Here is a 24888-nt window from a genome sequence, read left to right as displayed (position 1 = left end):
GCACACCCGCATGTCAGAGCGGGCGACGGCGCCGGTAGGGGGACCCGGTAGATCATCGTGCCCTCAGGCCACGACAGGGAACCGCCCGGGTGCCATCGAACGGATGAATGGCTTCCGTGTCGGGCACGGCGGCGGACCGCCGGTGGTACTGGGGCGGCGGTCCGCGCGTGGTACCACGACGGTGGTCCGTGCGGGGTACCAGGACGGTGGTCCGTCGGGTGGCTCAGTGGCAGAGCCGCGCCTCGTGCTCCGCGTGCCCGCCCGGCTCCAGCTGGAAGGTGCAGTGCTCGACGTCGAAGTGCGTGCCGATGCAGCCCTGGAGTTCGTGCAGCATCTTCTCGTGCCCGATGGCGTTGAGCACCTCCGAGCTGACCACCACGTGCGCGGAGAGCACCGGCATGCCCGAGGTGATCGTCCAGGCGTGCAGATCGTGGACGTCCTCCACGCCGTCCAGCGCCAGGATGTGCGCCCGGACCTCCGCCATGTCCACGTTCTTGGGCGCCGCCTCCAGGAGCACGTCCAGCGTCTCCCGCAGCAGCTTCAAGGTGCGCGGCACGATCATCAGACCGATGGCGATCGAGGCGATCGGGTCGGCCGCCTTGAAGCCGGTGAGCAGGATCACGGCGGCCGAGATCATCACCGCGACCGAGCCCAGCGCGTCGGCGGCGACCTCCAGGAAGGCGCCGCGCACGTTCAGGCTCTCCTGCTGGCCGCGCATCAGCAGGGTCAGCGAGATGGAGTTCGCCACCAGGCCGATCGCGCCGAACACGATCATCAGACCGCCGTGGGTGTCCGCGGGGGTGACGAACCGCTGCACCGCCTCGTACAGGACGTAGCCGCCGACGCCGAGCAGCAGCACGCAGTTGGCCAGGGCGGCGAGGATCTCGGCGCGGGCGTAGCCGAAGGTGCGGTTGGCGCTCGCCGGGCGGTTGGCGAAGTGGATCGCCAGCAGCGCCATGCCGAGGCCCACCGCGTCGGTGGCCATGTGCGCGGCGTCCGCGATCAGCGCGAGGGAGTCCGAGAGGAGTCCGCCGGCGATCTCCACCACCATGATCGTCAGCGTGATGCAGAGGGCGATCCGCAGCCTGCCGCGGTAGGCGGCCGCGGCCGTACCCGTAGGGGGCGCGTGGGTGTGCGCGTGCCCGTGATCGTGCCCAGCCCCCATGGCGGAACCGTCCTTCCGTGGTCGTCCGGAGGCCCAGTGAACTACGGGCGGGGGGTATCGGGCAACGCGGTACTGAACACCGTTGTCATGTGCCCTGACCTGCGGAAACGATCCGCTGGTCAGGGCGCTGCGGGCGTCTCGCGCACCCGCCCGGGCTACTCCCCGTGGTGCAGCCGCCAACCCTCCCAGGCGGAGGCGACCATCTCGTGGACGTCGCGGCGGGCGCGCCAGCCCAGCTCCCGGGCGGCGCGTTCGGCCGAGGCGACCGCGCGGGGGGCGTCGCCGGGCCTGCGGGGCTTGACGACCGGTTCCCGGCGGTCGCCGGAGACCTCGCCGATGACCGTGATCAGCTCCCGGACCGAGACGCCCTCGCCGCGGCCGATGTTCAGCGTGAGATCGCCCGCCGGGGCGTCCCCGGCGAGGCGGCGCGCCGCGGCGAGGTGGGCCTCGGCGAGATCGGCGACATGGATGTAGTCGCGTACGCAGGTGCCGTCCGGCGTCGGGTAGTCGGCGCCGAAGATCCGGGGCGCCTCGCCGCGGGTGAGCCGGTCGAAGACCATCGGCACGATGTTGAACACGCCGGTGTCCGCGAGCTCCGGCGCCGCGGCGCCCGCCACGTTGAAGTAGCGCAGGCACACGGTGGAGATCCCGTACGCCCGTCCGGCCGCCCGGACCAGCCACTCGCCCGCCAGCTTGGTCTCCCCGTAGGGGTTGACCGGGGCGCAGGGGGTGTCCTCGGTGATCAGGTCCACGTCCGGGTTGCCGTACACCGCGGCGGAGGAGGAGAACAGCAGCCGGCGGACGTCCGCCGCGGCCATGGCGTCCAGGAGGGTGGCGAGACCGCCGACGTTCTCCCGGTAGTAGCGGGTGGGCTCGGCGACGGACTCGGCGACCTGCTTGCGGGCGGCGAGGTGGACGACGCCGGTGACGCCGTGCTCGCTGAGGACCTCGCGCAGGCGGGGGCCGTCGAGGGTGGAACCGGTGACGAGCGGGACGTCGGAGGGGAGGCGTGCGGGTACGGCGGCGGAGAGGTCGTCCAGTACGACGGCCCTCTCGCCGGCGCCGGTCATGGCGCGTGCCACATGCGCCCCGATGTATCCGGCACCGCCGGTGATCAGCCACGTCATGGTCGCCCACCCTATGCTCCGCGGGATCGGCGGTTCCGGTCGGCGCGTGTGCCGTGCCCGGCACGGGACGGCGGGCGGCTGTAGCCGACGGCGACCGGCCGGACACCGCCTGTCGTCCGCGCGGCACGGCACCTGTCCCGGATGCCCGGGTCTGCGGTCGCGGTTTGTGGGGTGGGGGCGGTTTCGCTCATGATGATCGCGGCAAAGGGCGGGGCCCCGGCCGCGGGACGGGTCGTGAACGGCCGGTGAACACGGGCTTCGCTTCATCCGATACCCTCTGCCGACATGCCGCCCGGGCGCCGCAGGCACAGCGCGCCCCACCATGCAGAAGACCGGCGCCGACGCGCCGGCACCCAGGGAGTGAGTTCGGTTGCCGACCGCCATCGTCACCGGTCAGCCGGTCCCCGGATCGTCGCTCGAGAGCGATCTGCGGTCCCTCGGCTTCGACGTCCGGATGGCGGAGAGCACCGCCGAGACCGAGGCCCTGCTCGCGGCCGCCCCCGCCGGTGACCGCGTGGCCGTGGTCGACGCCGGTTTCGTCGGCCATGTACACGCCCTGCGGCTCGGCCTGACCGACCCCCGCTTCCCGCTCGCCGCCGTCCCCGGCGCCGTCACCGCGCAGCCGGCCGCCCGGCAGGCGCTGACCCGCGCCGTGGCCCGCGAGACCTCCTCGGGCGGCGGCACCGCGGTCGCCGTCGGCAGCCTCGCCGACCGGATCGTCACCGAGCTGGACGCCGACGGCAGCGAGGTCCACCGCCCCGAGCTGGGCAGCCTCGTCGCCGTCGTGCCCGCCGACCCGCAGGCCCGCAACGAGGCGCGGCAGGCCGTCGCCGCCGTGGACGACGAGGCCGTACGCCTGAAGTCGGCCGTGAAGTCCCGCGACGGCTTCTTCACCACGTACTGCATCAGCCCGTACTCGCGCTACATCGCCCGCTGGTGCGCGCGCCGCGGTCTGACCCCGAACCAGGTCACCACCGCCTCGCTGCTCACCGCGCTGATCGCGGCCGGCTGCGCGGCCACCGGCACCCGCGGCGGTTTCATAGCCGCCGGCGTGCTGCTGATCGCCTCCTTCGTGCTGGACTGCACCGACGGCCAGCTCGCCCGCTACGCCCTGAAGTACTCCACGCTCGGTGCCTGGCTCGACGCCACCTTCGACCGGGCCAAGGAGTACGCCTACTACGCCGGTCTCGCCCTGGGCGCGGCCCGCGGCGGGCACGACGACGTCTGGGCGCTCGCGCTCGGCGCGATGGTCCTCCAGACCTGCCGGCACGTGGTCGACTTCTCCTTCAACGAGGCCAACCACGACGCCACGGCCAACACCAGCCCCACCGCCGCGCTCTCCGACAAGCTGGACAGCGTCGGCTGGACGGTCTGGGTGCGCCGGATGATAGTGCTGCCGATCGGTGAGCGCTGGGCGATGATCGCGGTCCTCACCGCCGTCACCACCCCGCGGATCACCTTCTACGCGCTGCTCGTCGGCTGTGCCTTCGCCGCCACGTACACCACCGCGGGGCGGGTGCTGCGCTCGCTGACCCGCGCGGCGCACCGCACCGACCGCGCCGCGCGGGCGCTGGCCGACCTCGCCGACTCCGGCCCGCTCGCCGAGGCGGTGGCGCGCGCCGCCCGGCGCGGTCTGCCCGGTCTCGCCGTCCCGGCCGTCGCGCTGCTCGGCGGCGCCGCGGTCGTCGCCTGCTCGGCCCTCTCCGGCTACGGCTCGGTGGTGCCGGTGATCGGCGCCCTGGTCTACGTCCTCACCTCGGCGCTCGCCGTCGCCCGCCCGCTCAAGGGCGCCCTGGACTGGCTGGTCCCGCCGTTCTTCCGGGCCGCCGAGTACGGCACCGTCCTCGCCCTCGCCTGCACGGCGGACGTGAACGGAGCCCTTCCCGCGGCTTTCGGGCTGGTGGCGGCGGTCGCCTACCATCACTACGACACGGTGTACCGCATCCGCGGCAACGCCGGAGCGCCGCCGGCCTGGCTGGTGCGCTCCATAGGGGGGCACGACGGGCGCACCCTGCTCGTCACCGTGCTGGCCGCGGCACTCACCGCCGCGCAGTTCACGACCGCGCTCACGGTACTCGCCGTGATCGTCGCCCTGGTGGTGCTCGCGGAGAGCATCCGGTTCTGGGTGTCCGCAGGGGCACCCGCCGTACACGATGAAGGAGAAACCGCATGATCGGCCTCGTGCTGGCGGCCGGCGCCGGACGGCGTCTGCGCCCCTACACGGACACCCTGCCCAAGGCGCTGGTGCCGGTGGGGCCCGCGGGCATAGAGGGCGAGCCCACGGTTCTCGACCTCACCCTCGGCAACTTCGCCCGGATCGGCCTCACCGAGGTCGCGATCATCGTCGGCTACCGCAAGGAGGCCGTCTACGCCCGCCAGGCCGCCCTGGAGGAGAAGTACGGCCTCAAGCTGACGCTGATCGACAACGACAAGGCCGAGGAGTGGAACAACGCCTACTCCCTGTGGTGCGGGCGCGACGCGCTCAAGGACGGTGTGATCCTCGCCAACGGCGACACCGTGCACCCGGTCTCCGTCGAGGAGACGCTGCTGGCCGCGCGCGGTGACGGCAAGAAGATCATCCTCGCGCTGGACACCGTGAAGTCCCTGGCGGACGAGGAGATGAAGGTCGTCGTCGACCCCGCCAACGGCATGACGAAGATCACCAAGCTGATGGACCCGGCCGAGGCGACCGGCGAGTACATCGGCGTGACCCTGATCGAGGGCGACGCCGCCGAGGAACTGGGCGACGCGCTGAAGACGGTCTGGGAGAAGGACCCGCAGCAGTTCTACGAGCACGGCTACCAGGAGCTGGTGGACCGCGGCTTCCGGATCGACGTGGCGCCCATCGGCGACGTCTCCTGGGTCGAGATCGACAATCACGACGACCTGGCCAAGGGGCGGGAGATCGCGTGCCGCTACTGACCCGGCTGATCCCCTCGCCGGTCGTCGTGGACATCCGCCCGGGTGCCCTGGACGACCTGGCCGGTGTCCTCGCCGACGAGCGCATCTCCCAGTCGGGCCGCCTCGCCGTCGCCGTCAGCGGCGGCTCCGGCGCCCAGCTGCGCGAGCGCCTCGCCCCCTCGCTGCCCGGCGCGTCCTGGTACGAGGTGGGCGGCGGCACCCTGGACGACGCGATCCGGCTGGCCGGCGAGATGAAGTCCGGCCACTACGACGCGGTGGTCGGGCTCGGCGGCGGCAAGATCATCGACTGTGCCAAGTTCGCCGCGGCCCGCATCGGCCTGCCCCTGGTCGCCGTGCCCACGAACCTCGCGCACGACGGCCTGTGCTCGCCGGTCGCCACGCTCGACAACGACGCGGGGCGCGGCTCCTACGGCGTGCCCAACCCGATCGCGGTCGTCATCGACCTGGACGTGATCCGCGCGGCCCCGGCCCGCTTCGTCCGGGCCGGTATCGGCGACGCCATCTCCAACATCAACGCGATCGCGGACTGGGAGCTGTCCCACCGGGTCAACGGCGAGAAGATCGACGGTCTCGCCGCGGCCATGGCCCGCCAGGCGGGCGAGGCGGTGCTGCGGCACCCGGGCGGCATCGGCGACAACGGCTTCCTCCAGGTGCTCGCCGAGGCGCTGGTCCTCAGCGGCATCTCGATGTCGATCTCCGGCGACTCCCGGCCCTCCTCCGGCTCCTGTCACGAGATCAACCACGCGTTCGACCTGCTGTTCCCGAAGCGCGCGGCCGCCCATGGCGAGCAGTGCGGGCTCGGCGCGGCCTTCGCGATGTATCTGCGCGGGGCCCACGAGGAGGCCGGGCACACCGCCCAGGTGCTGCGCCGGCACGGGCTTCCGGTGCTGCCGGAGGAGATCGGCTTCACCGTGGACGAGTTCGTCCGCGCCGTGGAGTTCGCGCCGGAGACCCGGCCGGGCCGCTACACCATCCTCGAACACCTCGACCTCAAGCCGAACCAGATCAAGGACATCTACGCCGACTATGTCAAGGCCATCGGTAGCTGAACTCCGTCCGGTCGTCCACCCCGCCGGGGTGAAGGACCGGCGCAGCGGTGAGCACTGGGCGGGACGCCTCTACATGCGTGAGGTCTCCCTGCGCATCGACCGCTACCTGGTGAACACCAGGGTCACGCCCAACCAGCTCACGTACCTGATGACCCTGTGCGGTGTGCTCGCGGCCCCGGCCCTGCTGGTGCCGGGGATCTGGGGCGCGATCCTCGGCGTGGTCGCCACCCAGCTGTACCTGCTGCTGGACTGCGTCGACGGCGAGATCGCCCGCTGGCGCAAGCAGTACTCCCTTGCCGGTGTCTACCTGGACCGCGTCGGCGCCTACCTCACCGACGCGGCCGTCCTGGTCGGCCTCGGGCTGCGCGCGGCCGACCTGTGGGGCTCCGGCCGTATCGACTGGCTGTGGGCCTTCCTCGGCACCCTGGCCGCGCTCGGCGCGATCCTGATCAAGGCGGAGACCGACCTGGTCGGCGTCGCCCGGCACCAGACCGGCAAGCCGCCGGTGCAGGAGGCCGCCGCCGAGCCGCGCTCCTCCGGGATGGCGCTGGCCCGCCGGGCCGCCTCGGCGCTGAAGTTCCACCGGCTCATCCTCGGCATCGAGGCATCGCTGCTGATCGTGCTCCTCGCCATCGCCGACCACATCCACGGCGACCTGTTCTTCACCCGGCTCGGCACCGCCGTCCTCGCCGGCATCGCCCTGCTCCAGACGCTGCTGCACCTGGTGTCCATCCTCGCCTCCAGCAGGCTGAAGTGAACGCGGCCCCGCGCGTCGGCGCCGTCATCATCACCATGGGCAACCGGCCCGAGGAGCTGCGCGCCCTGCTCGACTCGGTCGCCAAGCAGGACGGCGACCGCGTCGAGGTGGTCGTCGTCGGCAACGGCTCCCCGGTGCCCGACGTCCCCGAGGGCGTGCGCACCGTCGAGCTGCCCGAGAACCTGGGCATCCCGGGCGGCCGCAACGTCGGCATCGAGGCGTTCGGCCCCGGCGGCCAGGACGTCGACATCCTGCTCTTCCTGGACGACGACGGCCTGCTCGCCCGGCACGACACCGCCGAGCTGTGCCGCGAGGCGTTCGCCGCCGATCCGGAGCTGGGCATCATCAGCTTCCGCATCGCCGATCCCGAGACCGGTGAGACCCAGCGCCGCCATGTGCCCCGGCTGCGCGCCTCGGACCCGATGCGCTCCTCGCGGGTGACCACCTTCCTGGGCGGCGCCAACGCGGTGCGCACCAAGGTGCTCGGCGAGGTCGGCGGGCTGCCCGCCGAGTTCTTCTACGCCCATGAGGAGACCGATCTGGCCTGGCGGGCGCTGGACGCCGGCTGGCTGATCGACTACCGCTCCGACATGGTGCTGTTCCACCCGACGACCGCGCCCTCCCGGCACGCCGTCTATCACCGCATGGTGGCCCGCAACCGCGTCTGGCTCGCCCGGCGCAACCTCCCCGCCCCGCTCGTCCCCGTCTACCTGGGCGTCTGGCTGCTGCTCACGCTGGCCCGCCGCCCCTCGCGGCCGGCCCTCGCGGCCTGGTTCGGCGGCTTCAAGGAGGGCTGGACCACGCCCTGCGGTCCACGCCGTCCGATGCGCTGGCGCACGGTCTGGCGGCTCACCCGGCTGGGCCGTCCCCCGGTCATCTGAGAAGCTTCTTACCTGAACAGCAAGCTTCTTACCGAGAGAGTCCGGGTTCTTACTCGTGAGTCACACAACGCATGACGCCGGTGTCGCGGTGAGCGCGATACCGTCGCCCGACGAGGGGCTGACGCCGGCCGAGCTGGCCGCCAGGTACGGGCTCGCCGTCAGCGGCGCCCGTCCCTCGCTGGTGGAGTACGTCCGTCAGCTGTGGAGCCGGCGCCACTTCATCCTCGCCTTCTCGCAGGCGAAGCTGACGGCGCAGTACAGCCAGGCCAAGCTCGGCCAGCTGTGGCAGGTCGCCACGCCGCTGCTGAACGCGGCCGTGTACTACTTCATCTTCGGCGTCATCCTGCACGCCAGCCGCGGCATGTCCCATGACGTGTACATCCCGTTCCTGGTCACCGGCGTCTTCGTGTTCACCTTCACGCAGAGCTCGGTCATGTCGGGCGTGCGCGCCATCTCCGGGAACCTCGGCCTGGTGCGCGCCCTGCACTTCCCGCGCGCCTCGCTGCCCGTCTCCTTCTCGCTCCAGCAGCTCCAGCAGCTGATGTTCTCGATGATCGTGCTGTTCATCGTGGCGATCGGCTTCGGCAGCTACCCCGGCATGTCCTGGCTGCTGATCGTGCCGATCCTGGCGCTGCAGTTCCTGTTCAACACCGGCCTCGCGCTGATCGTCGCCCGCATGGGCGCCAAGACGCCGGACATGGCGCAGCTGATGCCGTTCGTGCTGCGCACCTGGATGTACACCTCCGGCGTGATGTTCTCCATCAGCACGATGATGGCGGACCGCCCGGAGTGGGCGGTGCGGCTGCTCCAGGTCAACCCGGCCGCGATCTACATGGACCTGATGCGCTTCGCGCTGATCGACGGCTACGGCGCCGCGAACCTGCCCCCGCACGTGTGGGCGATCGCGGTGTTCTGGGCCGTGGCGGTCTTCGCCGGCGGCTTCGTGTACTTCTGGAAGGCGGAGGAGCGGTACGGCCGTGGCTGAGCAGAACGCCGAGCAGCACCAGCAGAGCACCACGGACACCGGCGCGCGCCGCCCGACGGTCATCGCGGACGATCTGCACATCGTCTACCGGGTCAACGGCGCCAAGACCGGCAAGGGCAGCGCGACGGCCGCCCTCAGCCGGATCGTCAAGCGCGGCGAGGAGCGGGGCGTGCGCAAGGTGCACGCCGTGCGCGGGGTCTCCTTCGTCTCCTACCGCGGCGAGGCCATCGGCCTGATCGGCTCCAACGGCTCCGGCAAGTCCACCCTGCTGCGCGCCATCGCCGGTCTGCTGCCGGCGGAGCAGGGCAAGGTCTACACCGACGGCCAGCCCTCCCTGCTGGGGGTGAACGCGGCCCTGATGAACGACCTGACCGGCGAGCGCAACGTCATCCTGGGCGGTCTCGCCATGGGCATGTCGCGCGAGCAGATCAAGGAGCGCTATCAGGACATCGTCGACTTCTCCGGGATCAACGAGAAGGGCGACTTCATCACCCTGCCGATGCGCACCTACTCCTCCGGCATGGCCGCGCGGCTGCGCTTCTCGATCGCGGCCGCCAAGGACCACGACGTCCTCATGATCGACGAGGCCCTCGCCACCGGTGACCGCAAGTTCCAGAAGCGTTCCGAGGAACGCATCCGTGAACTGCGCAAGGAGGCCGGCACGGTCTTTCTGGTCAGCCACAACAACAAGTCCATCCGGGACACCTGCGACCGCGTGCTGTGGCTGGAACGCGGTGAGCTGCGCATGGACGGGCCGACCGAAGAGGTGCTCAAGGAGTACGAGAAGTTCACGGGCAAGTGAACTGTTTCGGCCAGGGCCCCGCCGGCAACCTTCCGGCGGGGCCCCGCGTCTGCAAAGGAAGCGTCAACTCCCAAGGCTGCCAGGAATCTTGACGCCAATCGGTGTGTTGTTGTGATGTGCGGGACACCCCCTCGAATCTTGATGTGTTGTACAACGTAAGCTGTACCGGTGCCGGAAAGCGGCAAGTGGGGCGATAATGCGCGACACCCTGCGCCAGGTCACGCCCCGCGAATTGCCGGGCGGCGTGTCCGAAATAGTGTGTATTGGGTCGGCAGTGTAGAACGGGAGATGTGACGGCAATGGCTACGGAAACTCCCCAGCTCAACGCAGCATGTGCCGTTGCCGCCCCGGGCGTCGCCCGATGACGGCCACCAGACCGGCGCCGGACCTGGAACGCGCCACCCTCGACAAGGCTGCGAACGAGAACTTCCCCGTGGCCCCCTTCTTCCTGCCCCGCGACTGGCGCCACGACCTCATGGCGGTCTACGGCTTCGCCCGTCTGGTCGACGACATCGGCGACGGCGACCTCGCCCCCGGCGGAGCCGACGCCGAACTGCTCGGCGTGTCGGCCACCGAGGCCGGGGACCGGCTGCTCCTGCTCGACGCCTTCGAGGCCGATCTGCGCCGGGTCTTCGACGCCACCCCGAGCCATCCCCTGCTGCGCCGGCTCCAGCCCGTCGTACGGCGCCGGGCGCTCACCCCCGAGCCGTTCCTCGGCCTGATCGCGGCCAACCGCCAGGACCAGCTCGTCACCCGGTACGAGACGTACGACGACCTCCTCGCCTACTGCGAGCTGTCCGCCAACCCCGTCGGCCGCCTCGTCCTCGCCGTCACCGGCACCTCGACCCCCGAGCGGATCCGTCTGTCCGACGCGATCTGCACCGCGCTCCAGATCGTGGAACACCTCCAGGACGTCGCCGAGGACTTCCGCCGCGACCGGATCTATCTTCCGGCCGCGGACATGAAGCGCTTCCACGTCACGGAAACGGATCTGTCCGCGAAAACCGCGGGCGCATCGATGCGCGCCCTGGTTGCATACGAAGCGCAACGCGCCCGCGATCTGCTGAATGAAGGCGCCCCCCTGGTGGGTAGCGTCCACGGCAGGTTGAAGCTGCTGCTCGCAGGGTTCGTGGCGGGGGGAAGGGCGGCGGTCCGCGCGATCGCCGCCGCCGAATACGACGTTCTTCCCGGCCCGCCCAAACCAGGCAAGGTCCAGTTGCTGCGTGAGGCGGGCGTGATTCTGCGAGGAGAGGGGTGATCCGGACCGTGGAGTCTGCGTCGCACGTGTCCGCACCGGTGCTCGCCGCCTACCGCTACTGCGAGACGGTGACCGGACAGCAGGCCCGTAACTTCGCGTACGGCATCCGGCTGCTGCCCACACCGAAGCGGCGCGCCATGTCGGCGCTGTACGCGTTCTCACGGCGTGTCGACGACATCGGCGACGGTGATCTGGCCGACGACGTGAAGGTGGTGCGGCTCCAGGAGACCCGGGCCCTGCTCGCCCGCATCCGGGAGGGCGGCGTCGAGGAGGACGACACCGACCCGGTGGCCGTCGCCCTCACCCATGCCGCCGCGGCCTTCCCGATCCCGCTCGGCGGGCTGGACGAGCTGATCGACGGCGTGGAGATGGACGCGCGCGGGGAGACCTACGAGACCTGGGACGACCTGAAGGTCTACTGCCGGTGTGTCGCCGGTGCCATCGGCCGTCTCTCGCTCGGCGTGTTCGGCACCGAGCCCGGCGCCCGCGGCGCCGAGCGCGCCGCCGAGTACGCCGACACGCTCGGCCTCGCGCTCCAGCTCACCAACATCCTCCGGGACGTCCGCGAGGACGCCCTGGGCGGCCGTACCTATCTGCCCGCCGACGACCTGGCCAAGTTCGGCTGCGCGGCCGGGTTCGAGCGGCCCACGCCCCCGGAGGGCTCCGACTTCGCGGGCCTCGTGCACTTCGAGGTCCGCCGCGCCCGCGCCCTTTTCGCCGAGGGCTACCAGCTGCTGCCCATGCTCGACCGGCGCAGCGGCGCCTGCGTGGCCGCCATGGCCGGCATCTACCGCCGCCTCCTCGACCGCATCGCGCGCGAGCCCGAGGCCGTGCTGCGCGGCCGGGTCTCGCTGCCCGGCCACGAGAAGGCGTACGTCGCCGTGCGCGGCCTGTCCGGACTCGACACCCGGCAGGTCACCCGTCACGGCGCCGGGCGGACCGTCGGGAGGCGCGCCTGATGCACCGCACCGCACCAGGGGACTTCCGCCGGGCAACCCCGCGCCCCGGCGTGGCGTCCCTGACTGCGACGACCGTACGTGCACCGTTCAACCAGCACGGCCGGCACGCACGGAAGGACGCACCATGAGCGACGGCGCACGCCCCGCACCGGGACAGCGCACCCCCGACAGCGCGGCCCGCGGCGCCGTCGTGATCGGCGGTGGCCTCGCCGGCGTCACCGCGGCGCTCGCCCTCGCCGACGCGGGGGTGCGCGTCACCCTGCTCGAAGGCAGGCCCCGACTGGGCGGCCTCGCCTTCTCCTTCCAGCGCGGCGGACTGACCGTCGACAACGGCCAGCACGTGTACCTGCGCTGCTGCACCGCCTACCGCTGGTTCCTCGACCGGATCGAGGGCGCGGCGCTGGCACCGCTTCAGGACCGCCTGGACGTGCCCGTCGTGGACCTCGCCAAGCCCGAGGGCCGGCGACTCGGCAGGCTGCGGCGCGACCCGCTGCCCGTCCCCCTGCACCTGGGGCGCAGCCTGGCCGCCTATCCGCACCTCTCGCTCGCCGAGCGCGCCTCCGTCGGGCGTGCCGCGCTCGCGCTCAAGGGTCTCGACCTCGCCGATCCGACCCTGGACACCCAGGACTTCGGCAGCTGGCTGGCCGCCCACGGCCAGTCCGCGCGTGCCATCGAGGCCCTGTGGGACCTGGTCGGGGTCGCCACCCTCAACGCGGTCGCGGGCGACTCCTCGCTGGGGCTCGCCGCGATGGTGTTCAAGACCGGTCTGCTGTCCGACCCGGGAGCGGCCGACATCGGCTGGGCCCACGTCCCGCTGGGCGAACTGCACGACCGGCTGGCCCGCAAGGCGCTCGACTCCGCGGGCGTGCGTACCGAGGTCCGTTCACGCGTCACCTCCGTCTCTGCCATGGAGAACGGCGGCTGGCGCGTCGAGGTTCCCGGCGAGCGCCTCGAAACCGACGCCGTCGTCCTCGCCGTACCCCAGCGCGAGGCGTACGAACTGCTGCCGCCCGGCGCCCTCGACGAGCCCGAGCGGCTGCTGGAGATCGGCACCGCCCCCATCCTCAACGTGCATGTGGTGTACGACCGCGAGGTGCTCGCGCGCCCCTTCTTCGCCGCCCTCGGCACCCCCGTGCAATGGGTCTTCGACCGCACCCACGCCTCCGGGCTGCGCTCGGGCCAGTACCTCGCGCTGTCCCAGTCGGCCGCGCGGGACGACATCGACCTCCCCGTCGCGGAACTGCGCGAGCGCTACGTCCCGGAGCTGGAGAAGCTCATCCCGGGCACGCGCGGCGCCGTGATCGAGGACTTCTTCGTGACCCGGGAGCGCACGGCGACGTTCGCGCCCGCCCCCGGCGTCGGGCGGCTGCGCCCCGGCGCCCGCACCAAGGCATCCGGCCTGTACCTGGCCGGAGCGTGGACCGCCACCGGGTGGCCCGCGACCATGGAGAGTGCGGTCCGCAGCGGAGTGAGCGCGGCCGATGCCGCGCTCCGCGCCCTCGGCCGGCCCCGCCCCAGCCGTCTCTTCGCCTTCGAGGAGGCGGCCTGATGCCGCACCGGCAGCCGGCGGCGGGCCCCCGCACCTTCGGTACCGCAACAAGAGGAGAGACTGTGCCCACTGTGCCCCCGGCCTCGACGGAGACCGCGGTGGACGTCACCGCGCTGCTGGAGCGCGGACGGACCCTGGCCACGCCGGTCCTGCGTGCGGCCGTCGACCGCCTCGCTCCTCCCATGGACACCGTCGCCGCCTACCACTTCGGCTGGATCGACGCGGCCGGCAACCCGGCCGACGGCGACGGCGGCAAGGCCGTACGCCCCGCACTCGCGGTGCTCTCCGCCGAGGTCACCGGCAGCGCGCCGGAGACCGGCGTCCCGGGCGCCGTCGCCGTCGAACTGGTCCACAACTTCTCGCTGCTGCACGACGACCTGATGGACGGCGACGAGCAGCGCCGCCACCGCGACACCGTCTGGAAGGTGCACGGCCCCGCCCAGGCGATCCTGGTCGGCGACGCCCTGTTCGCGCTGGCCAACGAGGTGCTGCTGGAGCTCGGTTCGGTCGAGGCCGGCCGCGCCACCCGCCGGCTCACCACCGCCACCCGCGCCCTGATCGACGGCCAGGCCCAGGACATCTCCTACGAGCACCGCGACCGGGTCAGCGTCGAGGAGTGCCTGGAGATGGAGGGCAACAAGACCGGCGCGCTGCTCGCCTGTGCCTCCTCCATCGGCGCGGTCCTCGGCGGCGCCGACGACGCCACCGCCGACGCGCTGGAGCGCTACGGCTACCACCTCGGCCTCGCCTTCCAGGCCGTGGACGACCTGCTCGGCATCTGGGGCGACCCGGAGGCCACCGGCAAGCAGACCTGGAGCGACCTGCGCCAGCGCAAGAAGTCGCTGCCGGTGGTCGCCGCGCTCGCGGCCGGCGGACCCGCCTCCGAGCGGCTCGGCGAGATCCTCGCCGCCGACGCCAAGAGCAGCGACTTCGAGAACTTCTCCGAGGAGGAGTTCGCGGCCCGCGCCGCCCTCATCGAGGAGGCCGGGGGCCGCGAGTGGACCGCCGAGGAGGCGCGCCGCCAGCACACCATCGCCGTCAGCGCCCTGGACGCGGTCACCATGCCCGACCGGGTACGGGCCGCCTTCACGGCTCTCGCCGACTTCGTCGTCGTACGGAAGAGATGATCACTATCGGTCGAACAAGCCTCGCGTAGTCGCCGGCCGGTGGCGCGACAGGACGCACACCGGCCGACGGCGGACCCACAGCAGCACGTCTCGCACGACTGTACGAAGGGGAAGCCATGACAGCGACGACCGACGGAAGCACCGGGGCCACCTTGCCGTCCCGCGCTGCCGCGGCCAGCGACACCACCCTCACCACGCCCGAGGCGGCCGGGGTACCGGAAGCCGCCGCACGGGCCGCCCGCCGCGCCACCGACTTCCTGCTCGCCCGGCAGGACGCCGAGGGCTGGTGGAAGGGCGACCTGGAGACCAACGTCACCATGGACGCCGAGGACCTGCTGCTCCGCCAGTTCCTGGGCATCCAGGAGGAACGCACCACACAGGCCGCCGCGAAGTTCATCCGCGGCGAGCAGCGCGAGGACGGCACCTGGGCCACCTTCTGGGGCGGGCCCGGCGAACTGTCCACCACCATCGAGGCGTACGTCGCCCTGCGGCTGGCCGGCGACGCGCCCGACGACCCGCACATGGCGCGGGCCGCCGCCTGGATCCGCGAGCGCGGCGGCATCGCCTCCGCCCGGGTCTTCACCCGCATCTGGCTCGCCCTGTTCGGCTGGTGGAAATGGGAAGACCTGCCGGAGATGCCTCCGGAGCTGATCTGGTTCCCCGGCTGGATGCCGCTGAACATCTACGACTTCGGGTGCTGGGCCCGGCAGACGATCGTGCCGCTCACCATCGTCTCGGCCAAGCGCCCGGTGCGCCCCGCGCCCTTCGCGCTGGACGAACTGCACACCGACCCGGCGAACCCCAACCCGCCCAAGCCCCTCGCCCCGGCGAACACCTGGGACGGGGCCTTCCAGCGCCTGGACAGGGCGCTCCAGCAGCTGCGCAAGGTCGTCCCGCGCCGGCTGCGAAGGGCCGCGATGAACGCCGCCGCCCGCTGGATCATCGAGCGGCAGGAGAACGACGGCTGCTGGGGCGGCATCCAGCCCCCGGCCGTGTACTCGGTCATCGCCCTGCATCTGCTCGGCTACGACCTCGAACACCCCGTGCTGCGCGAGGGGTTGGCCTCCCTGGACCGGTTCGCCGTCTGGCGTGAGGACGGCGCCCGGATGATCGAGGCGTGCCAGTCCCCGGTGTGGGACACCTGTCTCGCCGCCATCGCGCTGGTCGACGCCGGACTGCCCGCCGACCACCCCCAACTGGTCAAGGCCGCCGACTGGTTGCTGGGCGAGGAGATCGTCCGGCCCGGTGACTGGGCCGTCAAGCGTCCCCAACTGCCGCCGGGCGGCTGGGCGTTCGAGTTTCACAACGACAACTACCCCGATATCGACGACACCGCCGAGGTCTCCCTCGCACTGCGCCGGATCCGGCACCACGACCCGGAGCGCACGGACCGGGCGATCGGGCGCGCGGTGCGCTGGAACCTCGGCATGCAGTCGAAGAACGGCGCGTGGGGCGCCTTCGACGTCGACAACACCAGCCCGTTCCCCAACCGGCTGCCGTTCTGCGACTTCGGCGAGGTCATCGACCCGCCCTCCGCGGACGTCACCGCGCACGTGGTGGAGATGCTCGCCGCCGAGGGTCTCGCCCACGACCCGCGCACCCGGCGCGGAATCGCCTGGCTGCTCGCCGAACAGGAGCAGAACGGCGCGTGGTTCGGCCGCTGGGGCGTCAACTACATCTACGGCACAGGGTCGGTGGTCCCGGCGCTGACCGCGGCCGGGATGCCGGTCGCCCACCCGGCGATCCGCCGGGCGGTGACCTGGCTGGAGTCGGTCCAGAACGACGACGGCGGCTGGGGCGAGGACCTGCGCTCCTACAAGCACGTCAGGGAATGGGCCGGCCGGGGCGCCTCCACCCCCTCGCAGACCGCGTGGGCGCTGATGGCGCTGCTCGCGGCGGGGGAGAAGGACTCCCAGGCCGTCGAGCGGGGCGTCCAGTGGCTCGCGGCCACCCAGCGCGAGGACGGCACCTGGGACGAGCCGTACTTCACCGGTACCGGCTTCCCCTGGGACTTCTCCATCAACTACCACCTGTACCGGCAGGTGTTCCCGCTCACCGCGCTCGGCCGGTATCTGCACGGCGACCCCTTCGAGCGGCAGCTGCTCGCCAGGACCCCCCGGCCGCGGACCGCCGCGGCCAAGCCCGCCGGGTCACCGCTCGCCGAGGCCAAGGGGAGCTGACCGTGACCGTCCAGCCCGCTCCGGCCCCGCTGCTGATCGCCTGCGCGCTCGGCATCGAGCACCTCGCCCTGCGCTCGGGCGACCGCGGCGGGGCCGGCGGGCCGGTCACGTTCGTCCGTACCGGGATGGGGCCGCGGGCGGCGCGGCGCTCCCTCGCCCGGCACCTGGCCCGGCCCGCGCTCACCGACGCCGCCGTGGTGGCCACCGGCTTCTGCGCGGGCCTCGCCCCCGGTATGCACCCCGGCGACCTGGTGGTCGCCGAGGAGACCCGGGACCCGCACGGGACCGTCCCGTGCGCGGGCACCGAACTGCTGGTGAGGGAACTCGCGCGGCTGCTGCCCGGCCGCACGGTCCACACCGGCCCGCTCACCGGATCCGATCATGTCGTCCGCGGTCCCGAACGGTCCGCCCTGCGCGCGATGGGCGCGATCGCCGTCGACATGGAGTCCGCGGCCACCCTGCTCAGCGCCGTGACCGCGGGCGAACGCCCGGTCGCCGCCGTCCGGGTGGTCGTCGACACTCCCGAACACGAACTCGTCCGGATCGGCACGGTGCGCGGTGGAATATCAGCCTTCCGCGTTCTTCGTTCCGTACTTCCCGCATATTTCGAATGGCACCGTTCTTTGCTGCTCCCCCGGAGGTGAGCCCAGATGGCCATGCCGTTGCGTCAGTCCATCAAGGTCGCTACATACCTGGCCGAACAGAAGCTCCGCAAGCGGGACAAGTTCCCGCTCATCGTGGAGCTCGAACCGCTCTTCGCGTGCAACCTCAAGTGCGAGGGCTGCGGCAAGATCCAGCATCCGGCCGGGGTGCTCAAGCAGCGCATGCCGGTCGCCCAGGCGGTGGGCGCGGTGCTCGAATCGGGTGCGCCGATGGTCTCCATCGCGGGCGGTGAGCCCCTGATGCATCCTCAGATCGACGAGATCGTGCGGCAGTTGGTGGCCAAGAGGAAGTACGTCTTCCTGTGCACCAACGCGATGCTGCTGCGCAAGAAGATGGAGAAGTTCACCCCCTCGCCGTACTTCGCCTTCGCGGTACACATCGACGGGCTGCGCGAGCGGCACGACGAGTCCGTCGCCAAGGAGGGCGTGTTCGACGAGGCGGTGGCGGCCATCAAGGAGGCCAAGCGGCGCGGCTTCCGGGTGACCACCAACTCCACCTTCTTCAACACCGACACCCCGCAGACCGTCGTCGAGGTGCTCAACTTCCTCAACGACGACCTCAAGGTGGACGAGATGATGATCTCGCCCGCCTACGCCTACGAGAAGGCCCCGGACCAGGAGCACTTCCTCGGCGTGGAGCAGACCCGCGAGCTGTTCCGGAAGGCGTTCGCGGGCGGCAACCGCAAGAAGTGGCGGCTCAACCACTCCCCGCTCTTCCTGGACTTCCTGGAGGGCAAGGTCGACTTCCCGTGCACCGCCTGGGCGATCCCGAACTACTCGCTCTTCGGCTGGCAGCGGCCCTGCTACCTGATGAGCGACGGGTACGTGCCGACGTACCGGGAGCTGGTGGAGGACACCGACTGGGACAAGTACGGCCGCGGCAAGGACCCGCGCTGCGCCAACTGCATGGCGCACTGCGGCTACGAGCCCACCTCCGTGCTCGCCACCATGGGCTCCCTGACGGAGTCGCTGCGGGCCCTGCGCGAGACGGTCTCGGGAAACCGGGCGTAGCGCGATGACCGCCGTACCCTTGGGCGTTCCCGAGGTACCGGCCCGGCAGGCGGCCCCGCGGCGGCGGTCGCGGGAGATCCATGTCGGGCCGGTGGCGGTCGGGGGCGGGGCCCCGGTCTCGGTGCAGTCGATGACGACGACCCGTACGTCGGACATCGGCGCCACCCTCCAGCAGATCGCCGAACTCACCGCGTCCGGCTGCCAGATCGTCCGCGTCGCCTGCCCCACGCAGGACGACGCGGACGCGCTTGCGGTCATCGCGCGCAAGTCGCAGATCCCGGTGATCGCGGACATCCACTTCCAGCCCAAGTACGTCTTCGCGGCCATCGAGGCGGGCTGCGCGGCGGTCCGGGTCAACCCGGGCAACATCAAGAAGTTCGACGACCAGATCGCGCAGATCGCGCGCGCCGCGAAGGACCGCGGCACACCGGTCCGGATCGGGGTCAACGCCGGGTCCCTGGACCGGCGGCTGCTGCGGAGGTACGGCAGGGCCACCCCGGAGGCGCTGGTCGAGTCGGCGCTGTGGGAGGCGTCGCTCTTCGAGGAGCACGACTTCCGGGACATCAAGATCTCGGTCAAGCACAACGACCCGGTCGTGATGATCGAGGCGTACCGCCAGCTGGCCGAGCGGTGCGACTATCCGCTGCACCTGGGCGTCACGGAGGCCGGCCCCGCGTTCCAGGGCACCATCAAGTCGGCCGTCGCGTTCGGGGCGCTGCTGTCGAGCGGCATCGGCGACACCATCCGCGTGTCGCTGTCCGCGCCGCCGGTGGAGGAGGTCAAGGTCGGCATCCAGATCCTGGAGTCCCTGGGCCTGCGCCGGCGCCGCCTGGAGATCGTCTCGTGTCCCTCCTGCGGTCGCGCCCAGGTGGACGTCTACCGGCTCGCGGACGAGGTCACCGCCGGGCTCGACGGCCTCGAAGTGCCGCTGCGGGTGGCGGTGATGGGCTGTGTGGTCAACGGCCCCGGAGAGGCCCGTGAGGCCGATCTGGGAGTTGCCTCGGGCAACGGAAAGGGGCAGATCTTCGTCAAGGGGGAGGTCGTGCGGACCGTCCCGGAGTCCCGGATCGTCGAGACCCTGATCGAGGAGGCGCAGCGGCTCGCCGAGCGGATGAGTTGAGTCCACGTAACTGCACGGAGCGAGAGGGGGCCATGAACGTGACGATTCTGGAGACGATCCGGCAACCGCGTGACCTGAAGGGCTTGTCCGGGGCGGAACTCGGCGAACTGGCCGGGGAGATACGCGAGTTCCTGGTGCAGGCGGTCTCGCGCACCGGCGGTCATCTCGGGCCCAACCTGGGCGTGGTGGAACTGACCATCGCCCTGCACCGGGTCTTCGAGTCGCCGGTCGACCGGATCCTCTGGGACACCGGCCATCAGTCCTACGTACACAAGCTTCTGACCGGACGTCAGGACTTCTCCAAGCTGCGCGGCAAGGGCGGCCTCTCCGGCTACCCGGCGCGCGAGGAGTCCGAGCACGACGTCATCGAGAACAGCCACGCCTCCACCGCGCTCGGCTGGGCCGACGGCCTCGCCAAGGCGCGCGAGGTGAAGGGGGAGCGCGGCCATGTGGTCGCCGTCGTCGGGGACGGCGCGCTGACCGGCGGCATGGCCTGGGAGGCGCTGAACAACATCGCGGACGCCCCCGACCGGCCGCTGATCATCGTCGTCAACGACAACGCGCGCTCCTATGCCCCGACCATCGGCGGACTCGCCGACCACTTGGCCACCCTGCGCACCACGAACGGCTACGAGAAGGTGCTCGCCTGGGGCAAGGAGGCCCTCCAGCGGACCCCCGTCGTCGGCGCGCCCCTCTACGAGTCCCTGCACGGCGCCAAGAAGGGCTTCAAGGACGCCTTCGCCCCGCAGGGGCTCTTCGAGGACCTGGGCCTGAAGTACGTCGGTCCGGTCGACGGGCACGACATCGGGGCCGTCGAGTCCGCGCTGCGCCGCGCCAAACGCTTCCGCGGGCCCGTCCTGGTGCACTGCCTGACCGAGAAGGGCCGCGGCCACGAGCCCGCGCTCGCCGACGAGCTGGACCGCTTCCACGCCATCGGCGTGATGGACCCGGCGACCCGCGCACCCGTCGCCACCGGCGGGCGGTCCTGGACCTCGGTGTTCGGCGAGGAGATCACGCGGATCGGGGAGGAGCGCGAGGACGTCGTCGCGCTCACCGCCGCGATGCTGCACCCGGTCGGCCTCGGCCCCTTCGCCGAGCGCTTCCCGGAGCGGGTGTGGGACGTGGGCATCGCCGAGCAGCACGCGGTCACCTCGGCCGCCGGGCTCGCCACCGCCGGGCTGCATCCGGTCGTCGCCCTCTACGCCACCTTCCTCAACCGGGCCTTCGACCAGGTGCTGATGGATGTCGCCCTGCACCGCTGCGGGGTCACCTTCGTCCTCGACCGGGCCGGCGTCACCGGTCCCGACGGCGCCTCCCACAACGGCATGTGGGACATGTCCCTCCTCCAGGTGGTGCCGGGCCTGCGGATCGCCGCCCCGCGCGACGCCACGCGGCTGCGCGGCCAGTTGCGCGAGGCGGTCGCCGTGGACGACGCGCCGACCGTGCTGCGGTTCCCGAAGGAGAACGTCGGCCCGGACATCCCCGCCCTCGACCGGGTGGGCGGCATGGACGTACTGCACCGCGCGGAGCGGGCGAAGGTGCTGCTGGTCGCCGTCGGGGTGATGGCGCCGGTGTGCCTCGGCGCGGCGGAACTCCTCGCGGAGGGCGGCACCGGGTGCACGGTGGTGGACCCCCGGTGGGTCAAGCCGGTCGACCCCGCCCTGCCGGAACTGGCCTCGGCGCACCGGCTGGTGGCCGTCGTGGAGGACAACAGCCGAGCCTCCGGCGTCGGTTCGGCCGTCGCACAGGCCCTCAGGGACGCCGGGGTGGACGTGCCGGTACGGCAGTTCGGCATCCCGGACCAGTTCCTGGCGCACGCCAAGCGCAGCGAAGTACTGGCCGACCTCGGTCTCACACCGGTGGAGATCGCCGGACGCATTTCAGCGAGCCTGGCCGCCAAGGGTTGCGGCGGCACCGTCAAGGAGAGTGAATGACCAGCGAGTTCGACCTCGGCGCCCTGCTCGCCGAGCGCGGAGCCGAGCGCTACGAGCTGCACACGAAGTACCTCAACCCGCAGCTCCCGCGCATGTTGCACACCATCGGCTTCGACAAGGTCTACGAGCGTGCCGAGGGTGCCCACTTCTTCGACGCCGACGGCAACGACTACCTGGACATGCTCGCCGGGTTCGGCGTGATGGGCCTCGGCCGCCATCACCCGGTCGTCCGCAAGGCGCTGCACGACGTCCTCGACCTGGACCTCGCCGACCTCACCCGGTTCGACTGCCAGCCGCTGCCCGGGCTGCTCGCCGAGCGGCTGCTCGTCCACAGCCCGCACCTGGACCGGGTGTTCTTCGGCAACAGCGGCACCGAGGCGGTCGAGACGGCCCTGAAGTTCGCCCGCTACGCCACCGGCCGGCCCCGCGTCCTGTACTGCGAGCACGCCTTCCACGGGCTGACCACCGGCTCGCTGTCCGTCAACGGGGAGAACGGCTTCCGCGACGGCTTCGCCCCGCTGCTGCCCGACACCGCTTTGCCCCTCGGTGATCTCGACGCCCTGGCACGGGAGTTGAAGAAGGGGGATGTGGCCGCCCTGATCGTGGAGCCGATCCAGGGCAAGGGCGTGCACGAGGCGCCGCCCGGCTATCTGCGCGCCGCCCAGGAGCTGTTGCACCGGCACAAGGCCCTGCTGATCGCGGACGAGGTGCAGACCGGCCTCGGCCGTACCGGCGACTTCTACGCCTACCAGCACGAGGACGGCGTGGAACCGGACCTGGTGTGCGTCGCCAAGGCCCTGTCCGGCGGCTATGTCCCGGTCGGCGCGACCCTCGGCAAGGACTGGATCTTCAGGAAGGTCTACTCGTCCATGGACCGCGTCCTGGTCCACTCGGCGAGCTTCGGCGCCAACGCGCAGGCGATGGCGTGCGGGCTCGCCGTGCTGTCGGTCATGGAGAACGAGCAGATCGTCGCGGGCGTGCGCACCACGGGTGAGCTGCTGAAATCCCGGCTCACCGCATTGATCGACACGTACGAGCTGCTGTCCGACGTGCGCGGCCGGGGCCTGATGATCGGCATCGAGTTCGGCAGGCCGTCCTCGCTGAAGCTGCGCAGCCGCTGGGCCATGCTCCAGGCCGCCCGCAAGGGACTGTTCGCCCAGATGGTCGTCGTACCGCTGCTCCAGCGGCACCGGATTCTCACCCAGGTCTCCGGCGACCACCTCGAAGTGATCAAGCTGATCCCGCCGCTCGTCTTCGGCGAGGCGGACGTGGACCGGTTCGTCGAGGGCTTCGCCGCGGTGATGGACGACGCGCACAGCGGCGGCGGCCTGATGTGGGACTTCGGCAAGACACTGATCAAACAGGCGGTGGCCAACCGCTGACCTTCAGTACAGGCCGGGCCTCCCGGGCGCCCGCCGCCCGCGAGGCCCGGCGCTGATTTTGCCTGAGAGGCAAGAAAATTGCCCGACGGGCAAAAATGGCGCTGAATAGAGGCATGAACGCCTCAGATGCCGCATCGCCCGCGGCGGGCCCGGGCGAGGAACTGCCCGCCGTCGCGCCGCAACTGCGGGCACTGCGCCGCCGGGCCGGTCTCACCCTGGAGGCCGCGGCCCGGGACGCCGGACTCTCACCGGCCCATCTGTCCCGGCTGGAGACCGGGCAGCGACAGCCCTCGCTGCCGATGCTGCTCGCGCTCGCCCGTATCTACGGTACGACGGTCTCCGAACTCCTCGGGGAGCGGGTCGCCGACCAGAACGCGATCGTCCGCGCCGCCGACATGGACCCGACCCGGGCCGCCGGGTGGACCTACTTCCAGGCCGGGGCCCCCGGCCGGGGGATGCAGGCCCTGCGGGTGTACGCGCCCTACGGCGCACAGGGCGACATCGTGCGCGTCCACCCCGGCGAGGAGTGGCTCTACGTCCTCAAGGGCCGGCTGCGGCTGCGCCTCGGTGACGCCACGCATCTGCTCGCCCCCGGGGACAGCGCCCACTTCGACTCGCTCACCCCGCACCGCCTCGCCGCCGCGGACCCGGACGGCGTGGAACTGCTGTTCGTCCACACCCTGCTCCAGAGCCCCACGTCCGCACTGTGCCTGGGGCACCTGAACGGAGAGCTGACATGAGCGACCTCGAGACCAAGTTCCCCCGTTCCCTGTGGGTCCGGCTGATCATCTACATCGCCTTCGGCCACCTGCTGGCCGCGTTCCTCTATCTGCTGTTCGCGCTCGGCGGCAAGGGCTGAGACCGCGCCCGCGCGTACGGCGGGCGCGGACCGGACGGACGGGTCAGTCCACCAGCCGCGCCCGCAGCCGCTCCCGCGTCTCGGGAGCCAGCCCCAGACCCCGCTCCAGATAGCCGTCCACGCCGCCCCAGTTCTCCTCGATGCTGTCGAAGGCGGCCGCCAGATACTCGGCGCGCGCGTCGAAGAGCGGGCTGAGCAGCTCCATCACCTCGGGGGTGTACGCGCTCTGCGCACTGCTGCTGCGCTGCACCTTGTAGCGGCGGTGCTTGGCGTTGGACTCCAGGTAGTCGGCCACGATCGCGTCCCGCTCGACCCCGACGGCGAGCAGGGTGACGGCTATGGAGATGCCCGCGCGGTCCTTGCCGGCCGCGCAGTGCATCAGCGCAGGGACGCTGTCCTCGGCGATCGCGTGCAGCACCCGGGAGTGCTCGGCCGTGCGGGTGCGCACCATCGAGCGGTACGAGGCCACCATCCGGGCCGCGCCCTTGCCGTCGTCCAGGATCGCGCGCAGCTGGTCGAGGTCGCCGTCGCGGACCATCTTCCAGAACTCGGCGCCGTCCGCCGGGTCGCTCAGCGGCAGGTTCACATTGCGCACGCCGGGCAGCGCGACGTCCGGGCCCTCCAGCTTCTGGTCCGCGGCGTTGCGGAAGTCGAAGATCGTGTGCAGGCCCAGGGAGGAGAGGAAGACCGCGTCCCGCGCGGTCGCGTGCGCGAGGTGCCCGCTGCGGAACAGCACGCCCTGGCGCAGCCGGCGTCCGTCCACGGTCGGCAGTCCGCCGACGTCACGGAAATTGCGCACACCGGCCAGCTCCGGCTCGGTCGACGGGACCTGCTGCGTCACGGGGGCTCCTCCCGATCGGTCCCCGCCGTCACGGCTCGCGGCGGGCGCTGCGTCGACCATACGGCATTGGTTTCGTGGGGCAATGAGTTGTCCACAGGCATGATCGACGGGGGTGCCCAAGGCCGCCGGCGCGTGCCGCCGAGGGCCTTTGGCCTGCGACGGTGCGGACCTGAGGAGCGCCGGGTGCGCCCGCGCAAGAGCGGGGCGCGCCGCTGGAGTTACCGCGCGCGGACGCGGTGCCTGCGGGCCAACAGCCCCGGCCGTGGGTGTATTCCTGTCACGGAGAATCTTTCGGAGTGGTCCATCTCACCGTTCGTC

22 protein-coding genes are annotated in these 24888 nt (G+C 71.6%); 19 read left to right on the top strand and 3 right to left on the bottom strand.

Annotated features, from left to right (window positions below):
* Nucleotides 1-223: 223 nt before the first annotated feature.
* A complete protein-coding gene (locus GHR20_RS05805) occupies nt 224-1165 on the bottom strand; it encodes a cation diffusion facilitator family transporter (RefSeq protein WP_153812470.1) in 942 nt (313 codons plus the stop codon).
* Between the two features lie 155 nt (nt 1166-1320).
* Entirely contained in the window at nt 1321-2292 is a 972-nt protein-coding gene (gene galE / locus GHR20_RS05800) for a UDP-glucose 4-epimerase GalE (RefSeq protein ID WP_153812469.1), read from the bottom strand.
* 370 nt (nt 2293-2662) lie between these two features.
* Here galE and GHR20_RS05795 point away from each other — a divergent pair, with 370 nt between their 5' ends.
* The 19 genes from GHR20_RS05795 to GHR20_RS05705 all read left to right on the top strand — a co-directional run bounded on the left by GHR20_RS05795 (nt 2663) and on the right by GHR20_RS05705 (nt 23729).
* Nucleotides 2663-4465, top strand: coding sequence for a DUF5941 domain-containing protein (locus GHR20_RS05795; RefSeq protein ID WP_153812468.1), 1803 nt, complete (start codon nt 2663-2665; stop codon nt 4463-4465).
* Complete coding sequence (locus GHR20_RS05790; RefSeq protein WP_153812467.1) at nt 4462-5214, top strand: phosphocholine cytidylyltransferase family protein; 753 nt, start codon at nt 4462-4464, stop codon at nt 5212-5214. Before GHR20_RS05795 ends, GHR20_RS05790 begins: the two co-directional genes overlap by 4 nt.
* Nucleotides 5202-6263 carry an iron-containing alcohol dehydrogenase family protein gene (locus GHR20_RS05785; RefSeq protein WP_085567612.1) on the top strand — a complete coding sequence of 354 codons (1062 nt, stop codon included), beginning with the start codon at nt 5202-5204 and terminating at the stop codon, nt 6261-6263. The genes GHR20_RS05790 and GHR20_RS05785 overlap by 13 nt, the downstream gene beginning before the upstream one ends.
* Nucleotides 6241-7020, top strand: coding sequence for a CDP-alcohol phosphatidyltransferase family protein (locus tag GHR20_RS05780; protein WP_153812466.1), 780 nt, complete (start codon nt 6241-6243; stop codon nt 7018-7020). Before GHR20_RS05785 ends, GHR20_RS05780 begins: the two co-directional genes overlap by 23 nt.
* Nucleotides 7017-7901, top strand: coding sequence for a glycosyltransferase (locus GHR20_RS05775; RefSeq protein ID WP_153812465.1), 885 nt, complete (start codon nt 7017-7019; stop codon nt 7899-7901). The genes GHR20_RS05780 and GHR20_RS05775 overlap by 4 nt, the downstream gene beginning before the upstream one ends.
* A 55-nt stretch (nt 7902-7956) precedes the next feature.
* Complete coding sequence (locus tag GHR20_RS05770) at nt 7957-8886, top strand: ABC transporter permease (protein WP_111584109.1); 930 nt, start codon at nt 7957-7959, stop codon at nt 8884-8886.
* Nucleotides 8879-9688 (top strand): ABC transporter ATP-binding protein, encoded by an 810-nt coding sequence (locus GHR20_RS05765; RefSeq protein ID WP_153812464.1) that lies wholly within the window; start codon nt 8879-8881, stop codon nt 9686-9688. Before GHR20_RS05770 ends, GHR20_RS05765 begins: the two co-directional genes overlap by 8 nt.
* Nucleotides 9689-10049: 361 nt before the next feature.
* Nucleotides 10050-10946 (top strand): squalene synthase HpnC, encoded by an 897-nt coding sequence (gene hpnC / locus GHR20_RS05760; RefSeq protein WP_153812463.1) that lies wholly within the window; start codon nt 10050-10052, stop codon nt 10944-10946.
* On the top strand, nt 10943-11905 hold the full coding sequence (gene hpnD, locus GHR20_RS05755; RefSeq protein ID WP_153812462.1) for a presqualene diphosphate synthase HpnD: 963 nt from the start codon (nt 10943-10945) through the stop codon (nt 11903-11905). Before hpnC ends, hpnD begins: the two co-directional genes overlap by 4 nt.
* Before the next feature lie 124 nt (nt 11906-12029).
* A complete protein-coding gene (gene hpnE, locus GHR20_RS05750) occupies nt 12030-13454 on the top strand; it encodes a hydroxysqualene dehydroxylase HpnE (protein WP_153812461.1) in 1425 nt (474 codons plus the stop codon).
* Nucleotides 13454-14581, top strand: a complete 1128-nt coding sequence (locus GHR20_RS05745; RefSeq protein WP_111584114.1) for a polyprenyl synthetase family protein — start codon at nt 13454-13456, stop codon at nt 14579-14581. The genes hpnE and GHR20_RS05745 overlap by 1 nt, the downstream gene beginning before the upstream one ends.
* Before the next feature lie 116 nt (nt 14582-14697).
* The gene (gene shc / locus GHR20_RS05740) at nt 14698-16761 is read left to right on the top strand and encodes a squalene--hopene cyclase (RefSeq protein WP_153812460.1); all 2064 of its coding nucleotides are present in this window, start codon (nt 14698-14700) and stop codon (nt 16759-16761) included.
* Between the two features lie 2 nt (nt 16762-16763).
* On the top strand, nt 16764-17405 hold the full coding sequence (locus GHR20_RS05735; protein ID WP_153812459.1) for a 1-hydroxy-2-methyl-2-butenyl 4-diphosphate reductase: 642 nt from the start codon (nt 16764-16766) through the stop codon (nt 17403-17405).
* 6 nt (nt 17406-17411) lie between these two features.
* Nucleotides 17412-18434 (top strand): adenosyl-hopene transferase HpnH, encoded by a 1023-nt coding sequence (gene hpnH / locus GHR20_RS05730; RefSeq protein WP_111584117.1) that lies wholly within the window; start codon nt 17412-17414, stop codon nt 18432-18434.
* 4 nt (nt 18435-18438) lie between these two features.
* Nucleotides 18439-19554, top strand: a complete 1116-nt coding sequence (gene ispG / locus GHR20_RS05725) for a flavodoxin-dependent (E)-4-hydroxy-3-methylbut-2-enyl-diphosphate synthase (protein WP_153812458.1) — start codon at nt 18439-18441, stop codon at nt 19552-19554.
* 38 nt (nt 19555-19592) lie between these two features.
* A complete protein-coding gene (gene dxs / locus GHR20_RS05720; protein ID WP_153815858.1) occupies nt 19593-21488 on the top strand; it encodes a 1-deoxy-D-xylulose-5-phosphate synthase in 1896 nt (631 codons plus the stop codon).
* Complete coding sequence (locus tag GHR20_RS05715) at nt 21485-22870, top strand: aspartate aminotransferase family protein (RefSeq protein ID WP_111584120.1); 1386 nt, start codon at nt 21485-21487, stop codon at nt 22868-22870. Before dxs ends, GHR20_RS05715 begins: the two co-directional genes overlap by 4 nt.
* A 113-nt stretch (nt 22871-22983) precedes the next feature.
* Nucleotides 22984-23610: an XRE family transcriptional regulator gene (locus tag GHR20_RS05710; RefSeq protein ID WP_153812457.1), complete on the top strand. Its 627-nt coding sequence runs from the start codon at nt 22984-22986 to the stop codon at nt 23608-23610.
* A complete protein-coding gene (locus GHR20_RS05705; RefSeq protein WP_111584122.1) occupies nt 23607-23729 on the top strand; it encodes a DUF6126 family protein in 123 nt (40 codons plus the stop codon). Before GHR20_RS05710 ends, GHR20_RS05705 begins: the two co-directional genes overlap by 4 nt.
* 43 nt (nt 23730-23772) lie before the next feature.
* Here GHR20_RS05705 and GHR20_RS05700 read toward each other — a convergent pair whose 3' ends face one another.
* Complete coding sequence (locus GHR20_RS05700) at nt 23773-24570, bottom strand: tyrosine-protein phosphatase (RefSeq protein ID WP_111584123.1); 798 nt, start codon at nt 24568-24570, stop codon at nt 23773-23775.
* Nucleotides 24571-24888 lie beyond the last annotated feature (318 nt).

This window comes from Streptomyces sp. SUK 48 (assembly GCF_009650765.1).
Lineage (GTDB): Bacteria > Actinomycetota > Actinomycetes > Streptomycetales > Streptomycetaceae > Streptomyces.
This window is presented reverse-complemented; position numbering and strand designations above follow the sequence as displayed.